General features: G+C 74.8%; 15 protein-coding genes and 1 pseudogene. 14 read left to right on the top strand and 2 right to left on the bottom strand.

From position 1 onward, the window contains the following. Positions 1-165 precede the first annotated feature (165 nt). Both ACIPLC_RS35445 and ACIPLC_RS35440 read right to left on the bottom strand, forming a co-directional pair. Positions 166-468 (bottom strand): ArsR/SmtB family transcription factor, encoded by a 303-nt coding sequence (locus ACIPLC_RS35445; protein WP_400477168.1) that lies wholly within the window; start codon positions 466-468, stop codon positions 166-168. 366 nt (positions 469-834) lie between these two features. Further along, positions 835-1,707, bottom strand: a complete 873-nt coding sequence (locus tag ACIPLC_RS35440) for a BTAD domain-containing putative transcriptional regulator (protein WP_400477167.1) — start codon at positions 1,705-1,707, stop codon at positions 835-837. 598 nt (positions 1,708-2,305) lie between these two features. Here ACIPLC_RS35440 and ACIPLC_RS35435 point away from each other — a divergent pair. The 14 genes and pseudogenes from ACIPLC_RS35435 to ACIPLC_RS35370 all read left to right on the top strand — a co-directional run. Continuing rightward, a complete protein-coding gene (locus ACIPLC_RS35435; protein WP_400477166.1) occupies positions 2,306-3,517 on the top strand; it encodes an aminotransferase class I/II-fold pyridoxal phosphate-dependent enzyme in 1,212 nt (403 codons plus the stop codon). A gap of 56 nt (positions 3,518-3,573) precedes the next feature. Further along, complete coding sequence (locus ACIPLC_RS35430) at positions 3,574-4,812, top strand: beta-ketoacyl-[acyl-carrier-protein] synthase family protein (RefSeq protein WP_400477165.1); 1,239 nt, start codon at positions 3,574-3,576, stop codon at positions 4,810-4,812. Beyond that, positions 4,809-5,657, top strand: a complete 849-nt coding sequence (locus ACIPLC_RS35425) for a MaoC family dehydratase (protein ID WP_400477164.1) — start codon at positions 4,809-4,811, stop codon at positions 5,655-5,657. The genes ACIPLC_RS35430 and ACIPLC_RS35425 overlap by 4 nt, the downstream gene beginning before the upstream one ends. Positions 5,658-5,664: 7 nt before the next feature. Next, complete coding sequence (locus ACIPLC_RS35420) at positions 5,665-7,251, top strand: AMP-binding protein (protein WP_400477163.1); 1,587 nt, start codon at positions 5,665-5,667, stop codon at positions 7,249-7,251. A gap of 76 nt (positions 7,252-7,327) precedes the next feature. Continuing rightward, the gene (locus tag ACIPLC_RS35415; RefSeq protein WP_280677765.1) at positions 7,328-7,600 is read left to right on the top strand and encodes an acyl carrier protein; all 273 of its coding nucleotides are present in this window, start codon (positions 7,328-7,330) and stop codon (positions 7,598-7,600) included. Between the two features lie 3 nt (positions 7,601-7,603). Then, the gene (locus ACIPLC_RS35410; protein WP_400477162.1) at positions 7,604-8,644 is read left to right on the top strand and encodes a hypothetical protein; all 1,041 of its coding nucleotides are present in this window, start codon (positions 7,604-7,606) and stop codon (positions 8,642-8,644) included. Beyond that, a complete protein-coding gene (gene trpA / locus ACIPLC_RS35405) occupies positions 8,637-9,551 on the top strand; it encodes a tryptophan synthase subunit alpha (protein ID WP_400477161.1) in 915 nt (304 codons plus the stop codon). Before ACIPLC_RS35410 ends, trpA begins: the two co-directional genes overlap by 8 nt. Positions 9,552-9,570: 19 nt before the next feature. Then, positions 9,571-9,945 carry an ectoine synthase gene (locus tag ACIPLC_RS35400; protein ID WP_400477160.1) on the top strand — a complete coding sequence of 125 codons (375 nt, stop codon included), beginning with the start codon at positions 9,571-9,573 and terminating at the stop codon, positions 9,943-9,945. A 98-nt stretch (positions 9,946-10,043) separates the two neighbouring features. Beyond that, a complete protein-coding gene (locus tag ACIPLC_RS35395; protein WP_400477159.1) occupies positions 10,044-11,189 on the top strand; it encodes an acyl-CoA dehydrogenase family protein in 1,146 nt (381 codons plus the stop codon). Next, positions 11,186-11,911, top strand: coding sequence for an N-(5'-phosphoribosyl)anthranilate isomerase (locus ACIPLC_RS35390; protein WP_400477158.1), 726 nt, complete (start codon positions 11,186-11,188; stop codon positions 11,909-11,911). The genes ACIPLC_RS35395 and ACIPLC_RS35390 overlap by 4 nt, the downstream gene beginning before the upstream one ends. Beyond that, positions 11,908-12,648, top strand: a complete 741-nt coding sequence (locus tag ACIPLC_RS35385) for an indole-3-glycerol-phosphate synthase (protein ID WP_400477157.1) — start codon at positions 11,908-11,910, stop codon at positions 12,646-12,648. Before ACIPLC_RS35390 ends, ACIPLC_RS35385 begins: the two co-directional genes overlap by 4 nt. Continuing rightward, the gene (locus tag ACIPLC_RS35380; protein WP_400477156.1) at positions 12,645-13,577 is read left to right on the top strand and encodes an alpha/beta hydrolase; all 933 of its coding nucleotides are present in this window, start codon (positions 12,645-12,647) and stop codon (positions 13,575-13,577) included. Before ACIPLC_RS35385 ends, ACIPLC_RS35380 begins: the two co-directional genes overlap by 4 nt. A gap of 248 nt (positions 13,578-13,825) precedes the next feature. Next, complete coding sequence (locus tag ACIPLC_RS35375; RefSeq protein WP_400477155.1) at positions 13,826-14,209, top strand: hypothetical protein; 384 nt, start codon at positions 13,826-13,828, stop codon at positions 14,207-14,209. Positions 14,210-14,333: 124 nt separating this feature from the next. Beyond that, a pseudogene (locus ACIPLC_RS35370) lies at positions 14,334-14,527 on the top strand (hypothetical protein); the annotation flags it as partial.

Below are 14,527 nucleotides of genomic sequence, written 5' to 3'. Positions count from 1 at the left end.
GGCCGACCAGTTTCAGACGATCTCCGGACCCCGTCAACGCCCAGAATGTGTCACCGAGAGTCACCGGTCACACAACCTGAGCCAGACCCCAGAACTGACCCCGCCGGGGCCGAGCCTTCCGGAACCGGCCCGCCCCGCGGCCGCCGGCCGCGAGCGGGCCGGCCGTCAGGGCGCCGCGCGGGCCTCGGCGTCGGCGGCGGCGACCACCGCCGACAGCAGGCCCGGGAAACGGCCCTCCAACTCCTCGGCGCGCAGCGAGTTCATCTTGGTGGTGCCGACGTAGTACTGGTGCAGCAGTCCGGCCTGGCGCAGCACGTTGAAGTGGTGCGTCGAGGTGGAGCGGGAGACCGGAAGGTCAAAGGAGCCGCAGCTCAGCGCGGCGCCCGCGTGGGCCAGCCGGCGCACCACCGATCTGCGGGCAGGGTCCGCGAGTGCCTCCAACACCTGCTGGACGCTGAGGTCCTCCACACCAGGGTGCACGATTACCCGCGCCGCCACGCGTGCCCGTCCCACACCCACCACCCCTTCCCAACGCTCGACCCCCGTCCCGGTTCGGTAAAAGCCGCGCGGCGTGCGCGACTTCGCGCCTCGACGCTACTACGAGCGCGCCGTGCGCCACGCCCACCGCAACACCTCCGCAACACGCGCGCGCCCGCCCCGGCGCGCCCGCGACCCCCGCGCCCCCGCCCGCCCCCGTGCGCGCACGCGGGCGGGCGGCCCCCGACGCCGGGGGCCGCCCGCCACGACGACAGGCCGTCAAGCCGCGCGCCCACCGACAGACCGCCAGGCCGCGCGCACCGACAAGCCGCCAGGCCGCGCGCACCGACAGTCCCGTCAGGCCGCGCGCACCGGCGGCCCGGCCGGGCGCGCCAGCCGGGCCAGGGCCAGCGGCTCGAAGATCCCCATCAGCACCGGGTCCACCGGCCGCACCGCCGCCGCAGCGGGCGCGACGGGAGCGGGGGAGCGCAGCAGCGCCAGGTAGAGCTCCTGGGTCTCGGCGGCCGGGTCGATGCCCAGCTCCTCCGCCAGCACCCGGCGCAGCTGCTGGTAACAGCGCAGCGCCTCGGCCCGGTTGCCGGCCGCGGCCAGCGCCTCCATCCGGCAGCGGTAGGCGCTCTCGCGGAACGGGGCGCGGCGCACCGCCTCGTCGGCCCAGCGCAGCGCGTGGTGCTCCTCGCCCAGCGCCGACGCCGACAGGCTCGCCGTCTCCAGCGCGGACATCCGCAGCTCCTCCACGTGCTCGCGCACCCCGCCCGCCCACTCGCCCTCGTGGTCGGGCAGGAACGCCCCGCGCAGGTTGGCGATCGCACCGGCGGCCAGCTGCTGCGCCACCGCGTAGGAGCGGGCCGCGTACGCCTCCCCGGCCTCCCCGACCGCGCTGGCGGCGGCCTCCAGGTCCACCGCCGCGTCCGCGGGCAGGCGCAGGACGTAGCGCCCGCCCTGGGCGATCAGCGGGGTGGCGCCCGGGCCCTGGCCGGGGGCGGCGACGAAGGCCCGCACCCGCGAGACCACGCTGCGCAGCGCGGAGGCCCAGGTGTCGGGCAGCCCGTCGGGCCAGATGGTGTCGGCCAGCTGGTCGCGGCTGGTGCCGGCGGAGCGCTCCAGGACCAGGCGGGCGAACGCCACCTGGGCCTGGGCGCTGGACAGGTGCTGCGGGGCGCCGTGGTCGTGCTCGATCGTCACGAGTCCTGTCAGGCGGATCAGCATGAGAATGTCCCCGATCTGCCGGACGGACTGTCTTCCCGGAAGCCGTTCAACGTGCTCCAACCCCCTTGAGCCAAAGCGGAGCCGACGGCCCGTGACGCCGGGCCGACGGCGTGGGAAACCTGGACCGGAAATACCGCCGACCAGCCGTTCGGTTTCGGCGGATTTCGACCATACATTCGGCGCATCACACGGTGTCAACACTGGTCGACGAAACATACCCACCGGCCGGTCCATACGTCGTGGACGCAGGGTTTCTGCACGTCAGAGCGTTACCGCAGGCCGGGAACACGGCTATTGCGGACGCCTTGCGCATCCTGCCGTAGAAATGTAGCCATCCTTGAGGACCCCGCGTGAAGGCTTCGAGAAACACCACCCCACCCCCAGCGCCGGAAAGCACCCGTAAAAAGCCCGGGCCCATCCCGGGAGGAAACCCCAGCACCACCACCCGCCCCCGCGCCGGGAAATACCGAAAACAATCCGGAACAAGCCGACGACGAACCGCCGAACAGCCGACGGACAACCGGCGGCAAACCGACGGCGAACCGCACGGCAAAAACCGCCGCGCGCCCGCCGCGCCCGCCGAGAAGGAGACCCGCACGTGAACGCCACCGGAGCATGGGACCGCCTGGAGCCGAAGCTCGCCGCCACCCTGGACCGCGTGGCCGCGCTGGAGTCCGACCCCTCACGCCGCAACAGCTTCGTCGCCTACACCATGGAACGCGACAGCGCCTACTGCGACCTGGACGGCGAGCGCCTGCTCATGATGTCCGGCTACAGCTACCTGGGCCTGGCCGGCGACGAACGCGTGGTGGCCGCCGCCAAGGCCGCCGTCGACGTCTACGGCACCGGCAACCACGGCGTGCGCGCCCTGGCCGGCACCATCCCGCTGCACGAGGAACTGGAAGCCGAGGTCGCCCGCTTCGCCCGCCGCGAACGCGCCCAGGTCTTCGGCTCCGGCTACGCCGCCAACGTCGGCACCGTCGGCGCCCTGGTCGGCCAGGGCGACACCGTCCTGATCGACAAGTACGACCACGCCAGCATCGTCGACGGCTGCCGCCTCTCCGGCGCCACCGTCACCCGCTTCCGCCACAACGACGTCGACCACCTGGAACGCCGCCTCAAGGCCGCCTCCCCGACCGGCGTGCGCCTGGTCATCGTCGACAGCGTCTACTCCATGGACGGCGACATCGCCCCGCTGCCCGAACTGCGCGCGGTCTGCGACGCCCACGACGCCCTCCTGATGGTCGACGAGGCCCACGCCCTGGGCGTCATCGGAGAAACCGGCGGCGGCATCGAGGAGCACTTCGGCCACCGCCACCGCGTCGACATCAAACTCGGCACCCTCTCCAAGGCCATCCCCTCCATGGGCGGCTGGGTCGCCGGCAGCCACGAACTGATCGGCCACCTGCGCTACGCCGCCCGCCCGTTCCTGTTCTCCGCCGCCCTGGGCCCCGCCCAGACCGGCGCCGCCCTGGAGTCCCTGCGGATCCTGCGCCGCGAACCCGAACGCGTCACCCACATCCAGGTCCAGGCCCAGCGCCTGCGCCGGCGCCTCAACGACGCCGGCATCTCCACCATGGACTCCGCCACCGCCGTCCTGCCCGTCATCGCCGGCTCCGACGACGCCGCCTACGACTACGCCACCGCCTGCCGCAAGGCCGGCGTCATCGGCCTGCCCGTCGTCACCCCCGCCGTGCCCAACGACCTGGCCCGGCTGCGGATCGCCGTCACCGCCCGCCACACCGCCGCCGACATCGACTTCGCCGCCGACGCCTTCCTGACCGCCGCCGCCCAGACCGGCCTCATCTGACCAGGACGGCGCCACCAAGGAAGGCCCGGCCCCCAACGCCCGGAAAGGACAAGACCATGGCAGCCCGCCCCACCAGGCCCCCCATCGCCATCACCGGCCTGGGCGTCATCAGCCCCGCCGGCCACACCCCGGCCGCGTTCTGGCACACCGTCAGCACCGGCACCCCCACCGCCACCGCCCTCACCGACCCCGCCCTGGCCCGCCACCGCGTCCGCCTGGGCTGCCGCGTCACCGACCTGCCCGACAACGGCCCCGTCCCCGCCAAGGACGCCCGCCGCCTCGACCCCTTCGCCCACTACGGCACCCTCGCCGCCCTCGCCGCCCACCAGGACGCCGGCGCCCCCGAACCCGACCCCGGCCGCAGCGCCATCGTCGTCGGCAACGCCGTCGGCGGCCGCACCACCAGCGACCGCGAATCCGCCCTCTTCACCACCGCCGGACCCCTGCGCGTCAGCCCCCTGATGCCCCTGGTCACCATGCCCAACGCCGCCGCCGCCCAGATCGCCATGCGCCTGGCCTGGACCGGCCCCGCCCTGACCATCGCCACCACCTGCGCCTCCAGCGCCGACGCCATCGGCCACGCCGCCCTCCTCCTGGAAACCGGCCGCGCCGACATCGCCATCGCCGGCGGCTGCGAAGCCACCCTCACCCCCGTCACCCTCGCCGCCTTCGGCAACCTCGGCGCCCACTCCCAGCGCAACGACGACCCCACCCGCGCCAGCCGCCCCTTCGACACCGACCGCGACGGCTTCGTCATGGGCGAAGGCGCCGGCTTCCTCGTCCTCGAACGCCTCGCCGACGCCCGCGCCCGCCACCGCACCCCCTACGCCCTCCTCGCCGGCTACGGCTCCAGCGCCGACGCCTACCACCTCTCCAACCCCCGCCCCGACGGCGCCGGCGCCGTCGCCGCCATGCGCGCCGCCCTCACCGACGCCGGCCTCACCCCCGCCGACATCGCCCACGTCAACGCCCACGGCACCTCCACCGTGCACAACGACCGCGCCGAAGCCGCCGCGCTGCGCACCGTCTTCGGCCCGCACGGCGTGCCCGTCACCTCCACCAAGGGCTCCATCGGCCACCTCATCGGCGCCGCCGGCGCCGTCGAGCTGATCGCCGCCGTCCAGGCCATGAACAGCCGCCTCGCCCCTCCCACCGCCAACCACGAGCACACCGAACAGGGCCTGGACCTCGACGTCGTCCACGGCACCGCCCGCCCCATCCGCGCCGGCGCGGCCCTGTCCAACTCGTTCGGCTTCGGCGGCCACAACTCGACCCTGGTGGTGACCCCGCTATGACCACACCCGTAACCGCACCCGCACCCGCGACCGCGCCCGCCCACCGCACCCGCACCACCGTGACCGCCGACGCCCTGGCCGCCTACCGCACCGCCGCCCGCACCACCCTGCCCCCCACCCGCGGCGGCGCCTCACCGGCCCACCCCTTCGTCCTGGCCCACACCCTCGCCCAGCACACCGTCACCACCCTGACCGCAGACGACCCCGGCTTCACCGGCGTGGTCCACCTCGCCCAGGAGATCCACACCCACCACCCCCTCACCGCCGGCACCCACGTCGACATCGACGTCACCGTCACCGCCGCCCGCCGCGAAGCCCGCGGCACCCGCCTGGCCCTCACCACCCGCCTCACCACCGGCACCCGCACCCTGGCCCGCCTGACCACCTCCGCCCTGCTGGTCGGCGCCACCACCATCGAACCCTTCGGCACCCTCACCCCCGCCGCCCACCCCGGCACCACCCCCGACGACACCCAACCCCACACCCTCACCCACACCCTCACCCCCGCCGACGTCACCGCCTACGCCCACGCCGCCGGCGACCTCAACCCCCTCCACCTCGACGACGCCGCCGCCCGCGCCGCCGGATTCCCCGCCGCCATCGCCCACGGCATGCACCTGCTCGCCCTCGCCGCCGAGGAGATCACCGACCGCCACGCCGACGGCGACCCCACCCGCCTCACCGCCCTGGGCGCCCGCTTCGCCGCCCCCACCACCCCCGGCACCCCGCTGCGCCTGACCCTGCAGCCCTACGACCGGGGCACGGTGGTGCGCTTCACCGTCGCCACCCAGGCCGGCACCGCCGTCAAGGCCGGCTGGGCCGCCCTCGCCCCGGCGGGGGAGTGAGACCCCGATGACCACACCCACCGAGCCCACCGCGCCCGCCGCGCCCACCGCGCCCGCCGAGCCCACCGCGCCCGCCGTGCCCACCGAGTCCGCCGCACCCGCCGTGCAGGCCCCGCCGCCGCTGTCGCTGCCCGACGCGTTCACCGCCCACGCCCGCACCCGGCCCGACGCCGTCGCCCTCCTGTGGCACGAACGCGCCGTCACCTACCGCGAACTCGCCGAAACCGCCGAACGCGAACGGCTGCGCCTGCACACGCTGGACCTCGCCCCCGGCGAGCCGGTGGGCCTGCCCGCCGCCAAGTCCCCCGAGCAGATCGCCCTCGTCCTGGCCTGCCTGATCGAGCGCCGCCCCTTCCTGCTGCCCTCCCCGCAGCTGGCCCCCGCCCTGCTCGCGGCACTCTTCGCCCAGGCCGGCGCCCGCCACCTGCTCACCCCCCGCGGCCAAGGCGCCCCCGCCCTGCCCACCCTGGCCCGCCCCGCCCCCGTGCCCACCCTCGCCGCCGGCACCTCCTTCCTGCTCACCACCTCCGGCTCCACCGACCTGCCCAAGATCGTCCCCCTCGCGCAGGCCGCCGTCGACCGCTTCACCGCCTGGGCCCACGACACCTTCGACCTGGGGCCCGGCCGCGTCGTCGCCAACTACGCCCCCCTCAACTTCGACCTGTGCCTGCTGGACGTGTGGGCCACCCTCGCCGCCGGCGGCACCGTCCTGCTCATCGACCCCGCCCACGCGCTCAACGCCCGCCACCTGCTCGCCCAGCTCACCCGCCACCGCCCGCACGTCCTCCAGGCCGTCCCCCTCGCCTACGCCCTCCTCGCCCAGGCCGCCGCCACCCAGGCCGCAGGCCCGACGACCGAGCTGGACAGCGTCGAGCACGCCGCGTTCACCGGCGACGCCATCGACGCCCGCACCCTGGCCGCCCTGCCCGCCCTGCTGCCGAACGCCGCGCTCTACAACATCTACGGCTGCACCGAGACCAACGACAGCTTCCTGCACCGCCTGGACCGCCTGGACGCCACCGCCGCCCTGCCGGTGCCCATCGGCACCCCCCTGCCCGGGGTGCGCACCCTGCTCGCCGCCCCCGACGGCACCCCCGTCACCGGCCCCGGCCACGGCGAACTGTACGTCTCCACACCCTTCCAGGCCGCCGGCTACCTGGACCGCTCCCGCGACGCCGGCCGCTTCACCACCCAGCCCGGCGGGGCCGGTCCCGGGCGGCGCTGGTTCCGCACCGGCGACCTGGCCGTCCGCGACGAACACGGCCGCCTGCACCTGACCGGACGCGCCGACTTCCAGGTCAAGGTCCGCGGCGTCGCCGTCAACACCGCCGAGGTCGAACGCGTCCTGCTCGCCCACCCCGAGGTCCGCGAGGCCGCCGTCGCCGCCGCCCCGGACCCGCTGACCGGCAAGCGCCTGCACGCCGCCGTCCAGCGCGCCGCCGGCTCCGCCCTCAACAGCCTCACCCTGCGCGAGCACCTGGCCCGCAACCTGCCGCGCGCCGCCGTGCCCGAACGCCTGGCCATCCACGACACCCCGCTGCCCAAGACCGCCACCGGCAAGGTCGACCGCAAGGCCGTCCTGCCCACCGCCTGACCACCGCCCGACCACACCACCACACCCACACCACCACACCCGCCAAACCCCAATACACCCAAGGGAGTTGCGAGCCATGAGCAACATCGCCCAGATCAAGCGGTTCCTCATCGAGGAGTTCCTGCCCGACGTCGCCCCCGAGCAACTCGCCGACGACCACGACCTGCTCTCCGACGGCGTCATCGACAGCCTGGGCGTCCTCAAGCTCATCGCCTGGGTCGAGGACCACTTCGCCCTGCCCGTCGACGACACCGACCTCGACCCCAACAACTTCCGCTCCGTCGCCGCCATCGACGCCTTCATCACCCAGCGCCGCGCCGTCCCGGCCAGCGCCGTGGCAGGCGGCTGACCCGTGCACCCGGCCCTCACCGCCCTGCTCGCCGGGCACGACGTCGACCTGGACACCTGGCGCTCGTGGTGGGACCAGCTGGAGCAGCGCACCCCGGGCCCGGCCCGCGACAGCGACCGGGCCCAGGCCGCAGCCCTGCTGGCCGCCCTCGCCACCCGCCTGCCCGGCCCCGACACCCTCGCCGCCTTCACCACCTCCCTGACCGAACGCAGCCCCCACCCCGGCCCCGCCCACCCCGCCAGCGTCAACATCGTCGGCACCGGCGGCGGCCCGGCCACCTTCAACCTCTCCACCGCCGCCGCCCTGACCGCCGCCGCCATCGGCGTGCCCGTCGTCAAGACCGGCTCCCGCGCCTACACCAGCAGCGCCGGCTCCATCGACCTGCTGGAACGCCTGGGCATCACCCTCACCTCCTCCCACACCGCCACCGCCGACCACCTGGCCCGCCACGGCATCGCCTTCGCCGGCCCCCACGTCTACCCGCCCGCCCTCACCCGCCTGGCCCGCGTCCTGTTCCCGCTCACCCTCAAACCCTTCGGACGCCTCCTCAACACCCTCGGCCCGCTGCTGGCCACCGTGCCCGTCACCGCCCAGCTCACCGGCACCAGCGCCGCCACCGACCTGGACGCCCTGCGCCACCTCGCCCCCCGCACCCCCGGACGCACCGTGTGGCTGGCCACCAACACCGCCGGCGCCGACGAACTCCTGCCCTTCGCCGACAACACCCTGCACACCCCCGACACCACCATCCACCTGCCCGCCGGCTCCGTCGCCCCCACCGGCGGCACCCTGGCCGACCTCGCCCCCCACCCCGAGGACCTCACCGGCCACTTCCTGAAGGCCCTCGCCGGCCGAGCCGGCCCCACCGCCACCCACACCATCGCCCTCAACGCCGCCGCCCTCGCCCTCGCCTCGGGCCGCCACACCCACTGGCACACCGCCCACACCGCCGCCCTGGACGCCCTGGCCGACGGCGCCCCCCTCGCCCTGGCGACCCGCCTGCGCGCCGACCACGCCGACCACAAGGCCCCCGCCCATGCCTGACACCGCGTTCTTCACCGCCCGCCCCGACGCCCGCCCGCACCTGGCGCTCTTCCTCAACGCCGGCGACCCGCCCGGACACCTGGCCGACCTCGCGCACCTGCTGGACGAGGAAGGCGTCGACGTCCTCGAACTCGCCGTCCCCTTCCCCCACTCGCCCACCGACGGCCCCGTCATCCGCCGCTCCGCCGACCGCGCCCTGGCAGCCGGCACCACCCTGGACACCGTCCTGGCCGAACTCGCCGACCTGCGGCCACAGTTGAGGAACCTGAAGATCGCGCTGCTCGCCGACTGGAGCCACAGCCTGCGCCACCGCGACCCCGCCGAAGCGGCCCACGCCATCGCCGCCGCCGGCGCCGACGCCCTGCTCGTCCACGCCCTGCCGCCCCGCCTGCGCCCCGCCTGGCAGCAGGCCCTGTGCGAGGCCGCGCTGCCGCAGGTCGCCACCTGCTACCCCACCTCCACCCCCGAGGTCCTCACCGCCGCCGCCCGCGACGCCCACGGCGCCTACGTCTACCTCGTCGCCCACTACGGCCGCTCCGGCACCGCCCCCGCGCAGGGCCACCACACCCTGGCCGCCACCGTCGCCGCCCTGCGCGCCGCCGCCCCCGCCACCCCGGTCGCCGTCGGCTTCGGCGTCAAAAGCGCCGCCGACCTGGACGCGGTCGCCGCCGCCGGAGCCGACGCCGCGATCGTCGGCTCCGCCGCCGTCGCCCGCATCGAGACCGCCCTCACCGAGGGCCGTGACGCCACCCAGGCGCTGCGCGCCCTCCTCCACGACCTCCGCCCGCCCGGGCCACCCCAGCCCGCCACGGCCGGACGCACCACCACCACCGGCACCACCACCGGCACCGGAACCACCACCACCGGCGCCACCGCCACCCGCACCACCACCACCCTCGCCCGCTGAGACGAAAGGCAGAACCAGCATGCTGATCCGCGACCTTGACGACGTGAAGACCGTCGAGTGGGGCAACGGCCTGTCCCGCCGCTTCCTCGTGGCCGGCGACGGCCTCGGCTACAGCCTCACCGACACCATCGTCAACGCCGGCACCAAGTCCCGCCTGGAGTACCGCAACCACCTGGAGGCGTGCTACTGCATCGCCGGCTCCGGCGAGGTCGTCGACATGGACGGCACCTCCCACCCCATCACCCCCGGCCGCCTCTACGCCCTCGACCAGCACGACGCCCACTACCTGATCGCCGGCCCCGAGGAGGACCTGCGCCTGGTGTGCGTGTTCTCCCCGGCCCTGCGCGGCGACGAGGTCCACCAGCTCGACGCCGCCTCCTCCTCCGCCTACTAGGCCGAGATCCCCCTTCGTCGAGCCACGTGCCGGCGCCCCCGGGCGCCGGCCTGCCACCCCGGGCCCGCCTGCGGGCCCGGGAGGAAGGCGGCACGTCCATGATCCGCTGGAACGCCGACCAGCACGCCCTGCGCGAGGGCCTGGCCCGCTTCGGCGACGACCTGAGCGCCGGCCACATCGAAGGCGACGAACAGGCCGCCTTCTCCCACGACAAGTGGCGCCTCGTCCAGAAGACCGGCATCCTGTCCCTGCCCTTCGAGGAACGCTACGGCGGGCTGGGCCAGTCCCTGCTCACCACCATGTACGTCCTGGAGGGCCTGGGGCAGACCTGCCGCGACGGCGGCCTCAACTTCTCCGTCACCACCTCCCTCGCCTCCACCGGCGTCCCCCTCCAGGCCTTCGGCTCACCCGCCCTCAAAGAGGCCTACCTGCCGCGCATCGCCTCCGGCGAGGCCATCGGCGCCCACGCCATCACCGAGTCCGAGGGCGGCTCGGACGCCATGCAGATGCGCACCCGCGCGATCCGCGACGGCGACCACTTCGTCCTCAACGGCGCCAAGACCTTCGTCAGCAACGGCCCCGTCGCCGACGTCATCGTCGTCTACGCCCGCACCCACCCCCAGGGCGGGGCGCTCGGCGTCACCGCGTTCCTCCTGGACCGCGACACCCCCGGCATCAGCACCGGGAACCCCATCAAGAAGATGGGCCTGCGCACCTCGCCGCTGTCCGAGGTCTACCTCGACGACGTCAAGGTGCCCGCCTCCCGGGTCCTGGGCCGCGTCGGCGGCGGCTTCCTCGTCCTGGACCACGTCATGAAACGCGAGATCCTCTACTCCTTCATCGTCAACACCGGCGAGATGCAGCACCGCCTGGCCCGCTGCCTCGACTACGCCAAGACCCGCATGTCCTTCGGCAAGCCCATCGGCTCCTACCAGTCGGTCGCCAACAAGATCGTCGACACCAAGATCCGCCTGGAGACCGCCCGCAAGTGGCTCTACGACACGGCCCAGCGCCTGGAGGCCGGCGAGAACGTCACCGTCGACATGGCGATCGCCAAACTCCTCACCAGCGAATCCAACCTCGCCACCTCGCTGGCCGCCGTCCAGGTCTTCGGCGGCAACGGCTACATGTCCGAGTACGGGCTGGAGAAGGACGTGCGCAACGCCGTCGCCGGCACCATCTACTCCGGCAGCAACGAGATCCAGTACAACCGCATCGCCGCCATGCTCGGACTCGGCAAATGACCGCCCCCGCCCCGCCCCGCCCCCTGCCGCCCGCGCGGCCCCGCCACCTCAAGGTGTGCGGGGCCCGCACCCGCGCCGACCTCACCCTCCTCGCCGAAGCCGGCCCCACCCTGGTGGGCCTGTGGCACGGCGTGCCCGGCGGCCCCGCCGAACTCTCCGAACAGCACCTCGCCCACCTCGCCGCCACCGCCATCCGCCTGGGCCTGGAACCCGTCCTGGTCACCTTCCTCGACGACGCCGACCAACTCGCCCGCCTCGCCCGCGCCACCGGCATCCGCTGGATCCAGCTCCACGCCTACCAGAGCCCCGCCCTCGTCACCGAACTGCGCCACCGCCTGCCCTACGCCGTCCTCGTCAAAGTCCTCCACCTCTCCCGCGGCCGCTGCCTGGAACGCCCCTTCATCGGCGCCTTCGAACGCGCCGGCTGCGACCTGTTCCTGCTGGACACCGTCACCGACGACGGCCGCGTCGGCTCCACCGGCCACCCCCTGGCCCCCGCCGACGTCCACACCCTGCTGCCCCGCCTCACCATCCCCTTCCTCCTCGCCGGCGGCCTCAACGCCGCCAACCGCGACACCTACCGCACCGTCACCGACCACCCCCTGTACGCCGGCGCCGACATCGACACCGCCGCCCGCAACCGGGCCGGCGACTTCACCCACGAAGCCGTCACCGCCCTCGCCCACGCCTGGCACCCCCGCCCCAAGGAGGCCCGAGTATGAGCGCCCCGCGGTTCCTCGACGCCCTGCTGGCCGCAGACCGCCCCCTGATCATGGAGGTCAAACTCCGCGACCCGCACGGCACCGACCTGCTGGGCCCGCGCACCGTCACCGACCTCGTCACCCGCTACGAACAGGCCGGCGCACCCTGCCTGTCCGTCGTCACCGGCCGCTGGTTCGGCGGCACCCCCCGCCTGCTGCGCGAGGTCACCGCCGCCACCGACCTGCCCGTCCTCCAGAAGGACTTCCTCACCCGCCCCGCCCAACTGGAGGCCGCCGCCGTTCTCGGCGCCTCCGCCGTCCTGCTCACCGCCGCCCTGCTGCCCGCCACCTCCCTGCACCGCCTGGTCACCGCCGCCCTCGCCCTGGGCCTGACCCCCTTCGTCGAGATCACCGGCGAACACGAACTCGCCCACCTGCCCCAGCCCGAACACTGCGTCATCGCCGTCAACAACAAGGACATCCGCACCCGCGAACGCGACCGCGGCGACCTCGGACGCAGCCTGCGCCTGCTGCCCGCCCTGCACGCCACCGGCACCCGCGCCCCCGTCTCCGCCTCCGCCATCACCGACCCCGCCGACGCCGCCCGCCTCCTGGACGCCGGCTACGCCGGACTGCTCATCGGCACCACCCTGATGCGCCAGAACGACCTGCCCGGCTGGCTCGCCGACCTCGACACCGCCCGCGCCGAAGCCGCAGCCCGCGCCGCAGACACCGCCCGGGCCGGAGCCGCCGCATGAACCCCCGCCCGGGCTCCCGCCCCCACCCCCGGCTCGCCACCCGCTCCCTCGTCCTGGACGTCGGCGGCATCCCCGTCTCCGCCCTCGTCGCCGAACCCCAGGACCGCACCCCCAAGGCCGTCGTCCTCGCCATCCACGGCCGCGGCATGCGCGCCGCCTACTTCGCCGGCCCCGCCCACCCCGACACCAGCCTGCTCACCCTCGCCGCCGACCTCGGCTACACCGTCCTGGCCCTGGACCGCCCCGGCCACGGCGCCTCCGCCCACCGCCTGCCCGACGGACAACTCATCGCCGACCAGGCCGCCACCCTGCACGCCGCCCTCACCGACTACGCCCGCGCCCACCCCGTCGGCGCCGGCGTCCAACTCCTCGCCCACTCCTTCGGCGGCAAGATCGCCCTCCACCTCGCCGCCCACTGGCCCGCCGACCCCCGCCTGCCCCTGCTCGGCGCCGACATCTCCGGCCTCGCCCAGCACTACGCCCCCGGCGCATGGGACCGACCCGACGACCTCGCCGGCGGCGGCCGCCTCAACTGGGGCCCCCTCAACCTCTACCCGCCCGGCACCTTCCACGCCGCCCGCACCCTGCTCACCCCCGTCCCCGCCCTCGAATCCCGCGAACTGGCCACCTGGCCCGCCCGCTACAGCGCCCTGGCCGCCCACGTGCGCGTGCCGGTGCGCCTCACCCTCGCCGACCACGAGGCCTGGTGGCGCCTGGACACGGCCGCCCGCACCGCCCTCACCGCCGCCTTCCCCCCGGGCCTGGCCCACCTCGTCACCGCCCACCGCGCCGGCCACAACCTCTCCCTGGGCCACGCCGCCCGCCCCTACCACCTGCGCGCCCTCGCCTTCACCGACGACTGCCTCACCCACCCCCGGCCCCAGCCCGCCGCTGCCGTCCCCGAACCGGCCCTGGCGGCGGCCGTCTGACCGCAGGGCGGGCGGTCGCCCACCCCGCTCAGCGAACTGCCGCACCACCCCGCCGCGACCACGCGCCGACCGGATGCTGTCCGCGTGCTACGGCTGCGGCGGCGCGACGCGGGCGACCTGGCCCTGATGCGCATCGACCAGATGGAACGCGACGCCTCCGTCGTGGACTTCACCTCACGCCTGCTGGCGGCGCTGGTGCGCACCGGGAACACCGCCGCCCTGCGCCAGGCCCTGCCCGAGGCCCTGCCATGGAGCACGTTCCTCCCGCCGAGGACCTCGACACCCTGCTCGGCGAACTCGTGGCCACCGCCCGCGGCGCGGTGGCCCTGGACAACCTCGCCCCCATCGCGCTGCTGCTCACCCAGTGGCGCCACAGCGCCGAGGTCTACGCCGACCCCGCCCTGCTCGCCCTCTACCGTCGACGGCGACCGCCGGTCGGTGCCGGCGCCGTGCCAGAGGATGTTGTGCATCCCGAGACCGCCGTGGACGGGAACAGGAGCGACCGCCTGCTCGGCGGCGAGCATGTCGCGCACGACCCGGTGGACCGCCTCGCGCACTCCGCCATCGCCCGCGCCCGCCTGCACGCCGCCGGAGCGCGTGAAGCGGATTGCCGTGGTGCCGCGATGTCCTGACCTCACGTCACAGATGATGGATCGTCATCGAATGAACCCGGCCCGTGAGCCCAGGCGTTGAGCATGACAAAGGGGCGGCGCCGCTGCGCGCTGCCGTCACTGCCGATTTCCGTGGAGGACCGCAGTGCATCACCGTTCCCGTCCGGCGTCCAGGGTGCTCGGTGCGGGCGCCGCTCTGAGTCTGGCGCTGGCGCTCACCGTGACCGTCTCTCCCGCCCTGGCGGCGCCGCCGGGGCCGCCGGGCCCGGCCGCCGAGTCCGATCCGGTGCCCAATCTGGTGGCCGGGGAGGGCACCGCCGCCCCGCAGCTGGTGACCGG

It is taken from the genome of Kitasatospora sp. NPDC086801 (assembly GCF_044745805.1).
GTDB lineage: Bacteria > Actinomycetota > Actinomycetes > Streptomycetales > Streptomycetaceae > Kitasatospora.
Note: the sequence above shows the minus strand (reverse complement) of the source record. Positions and strands in the feature narration are given on the sequence as shown.

Bases quoted from the DNA above. Each gene is read 5' to 3' on its own strand.
- ACIPLC_RS35440 (WP_400477167.1), bottom strand. From the start codon at position 1,707: ATGCTGATCCGCCTGACAGGACTCGTGACGATCGAGCACGACCACGGC.
- ACIPLC_RS35430 (WP_400477165.1), top strand. From the start codon at position 3,574: ATGGCAGCCCGCCCCACCAGGCCCCCCATCGCCATCACCGGCCTGGGC.
- ACIPLC_RS35425 (WP_400477164.1), top strand. From the start codon at position 4,809: ATGACCACACCCGTAACCGCACCCGCACCCGCGACCGCGCCCGCCCAC.
- ACIPLC_RS35420 (WP_400477163.1), top strand. From the start codon at position 5,665: ATGACCACACCCACCGAGCCCACCGCGCCCGCCGCGCCCACCGCGCCC.
- ACIPLC_RS35415 (WP_280677765.1), top strand. From the start codon at position 7,328: ATGAGCAACATCGCCCAGATCAAGCGGTTCCTCATCGAGGAGTTCCTG.
- trpA (WP_400477161.1), top strand. From the start codon at position 8,637: ATGCCTGACACCGCGTTCTTCACCGCCCGCCCCGACGCCCGCCCGCAC.
- ACIPLC_RS35400 (WP_400477160.1), top strand. From the start codon at position 9,571: ATGCTGATCCGCGACCTTGACGACGTGAAGACCGTCGAGTGGGGCAAC.
- ACIPLC_RS35395 (WP_400477159.1), top strand. From the start codon at position 10,044: ATGATCCGCTGGAACGCCGACCAGCACGCCCTGCGCGAGGGCCTGGCC.
- ACIPLC_RS35390 (WP_400477158.1), top strand. From the start codon at position 11,186: ATGACCGCCCCCGCCCCGCCCCGCCCCCTGCCGCCCGCGCGGCCCCGC.
- ACIPLC_RS35385 (WP_400477157.1), top strand. From the start codon at position 11,908: ATGAGCGCCCCGCGGTTCCTCGACGCCCTGCTGGCCGCAGACCGCCCC.
- ACIPLC_RS35380 (WP_400477156.1), top strand. From the start codon at position 12,645: ATGAACCCCCGCCCGGGCTCCCGCCCCCACCCCCGGCTCGCCACCCGC.
- ACIPLC_RS35375 (WP_400477155.1), top strand. From the start codon at position 13,826: ATGGAGCACGTTCCTCCCGCCGAGGACCTCGACACCCTGCTCGGCGAA.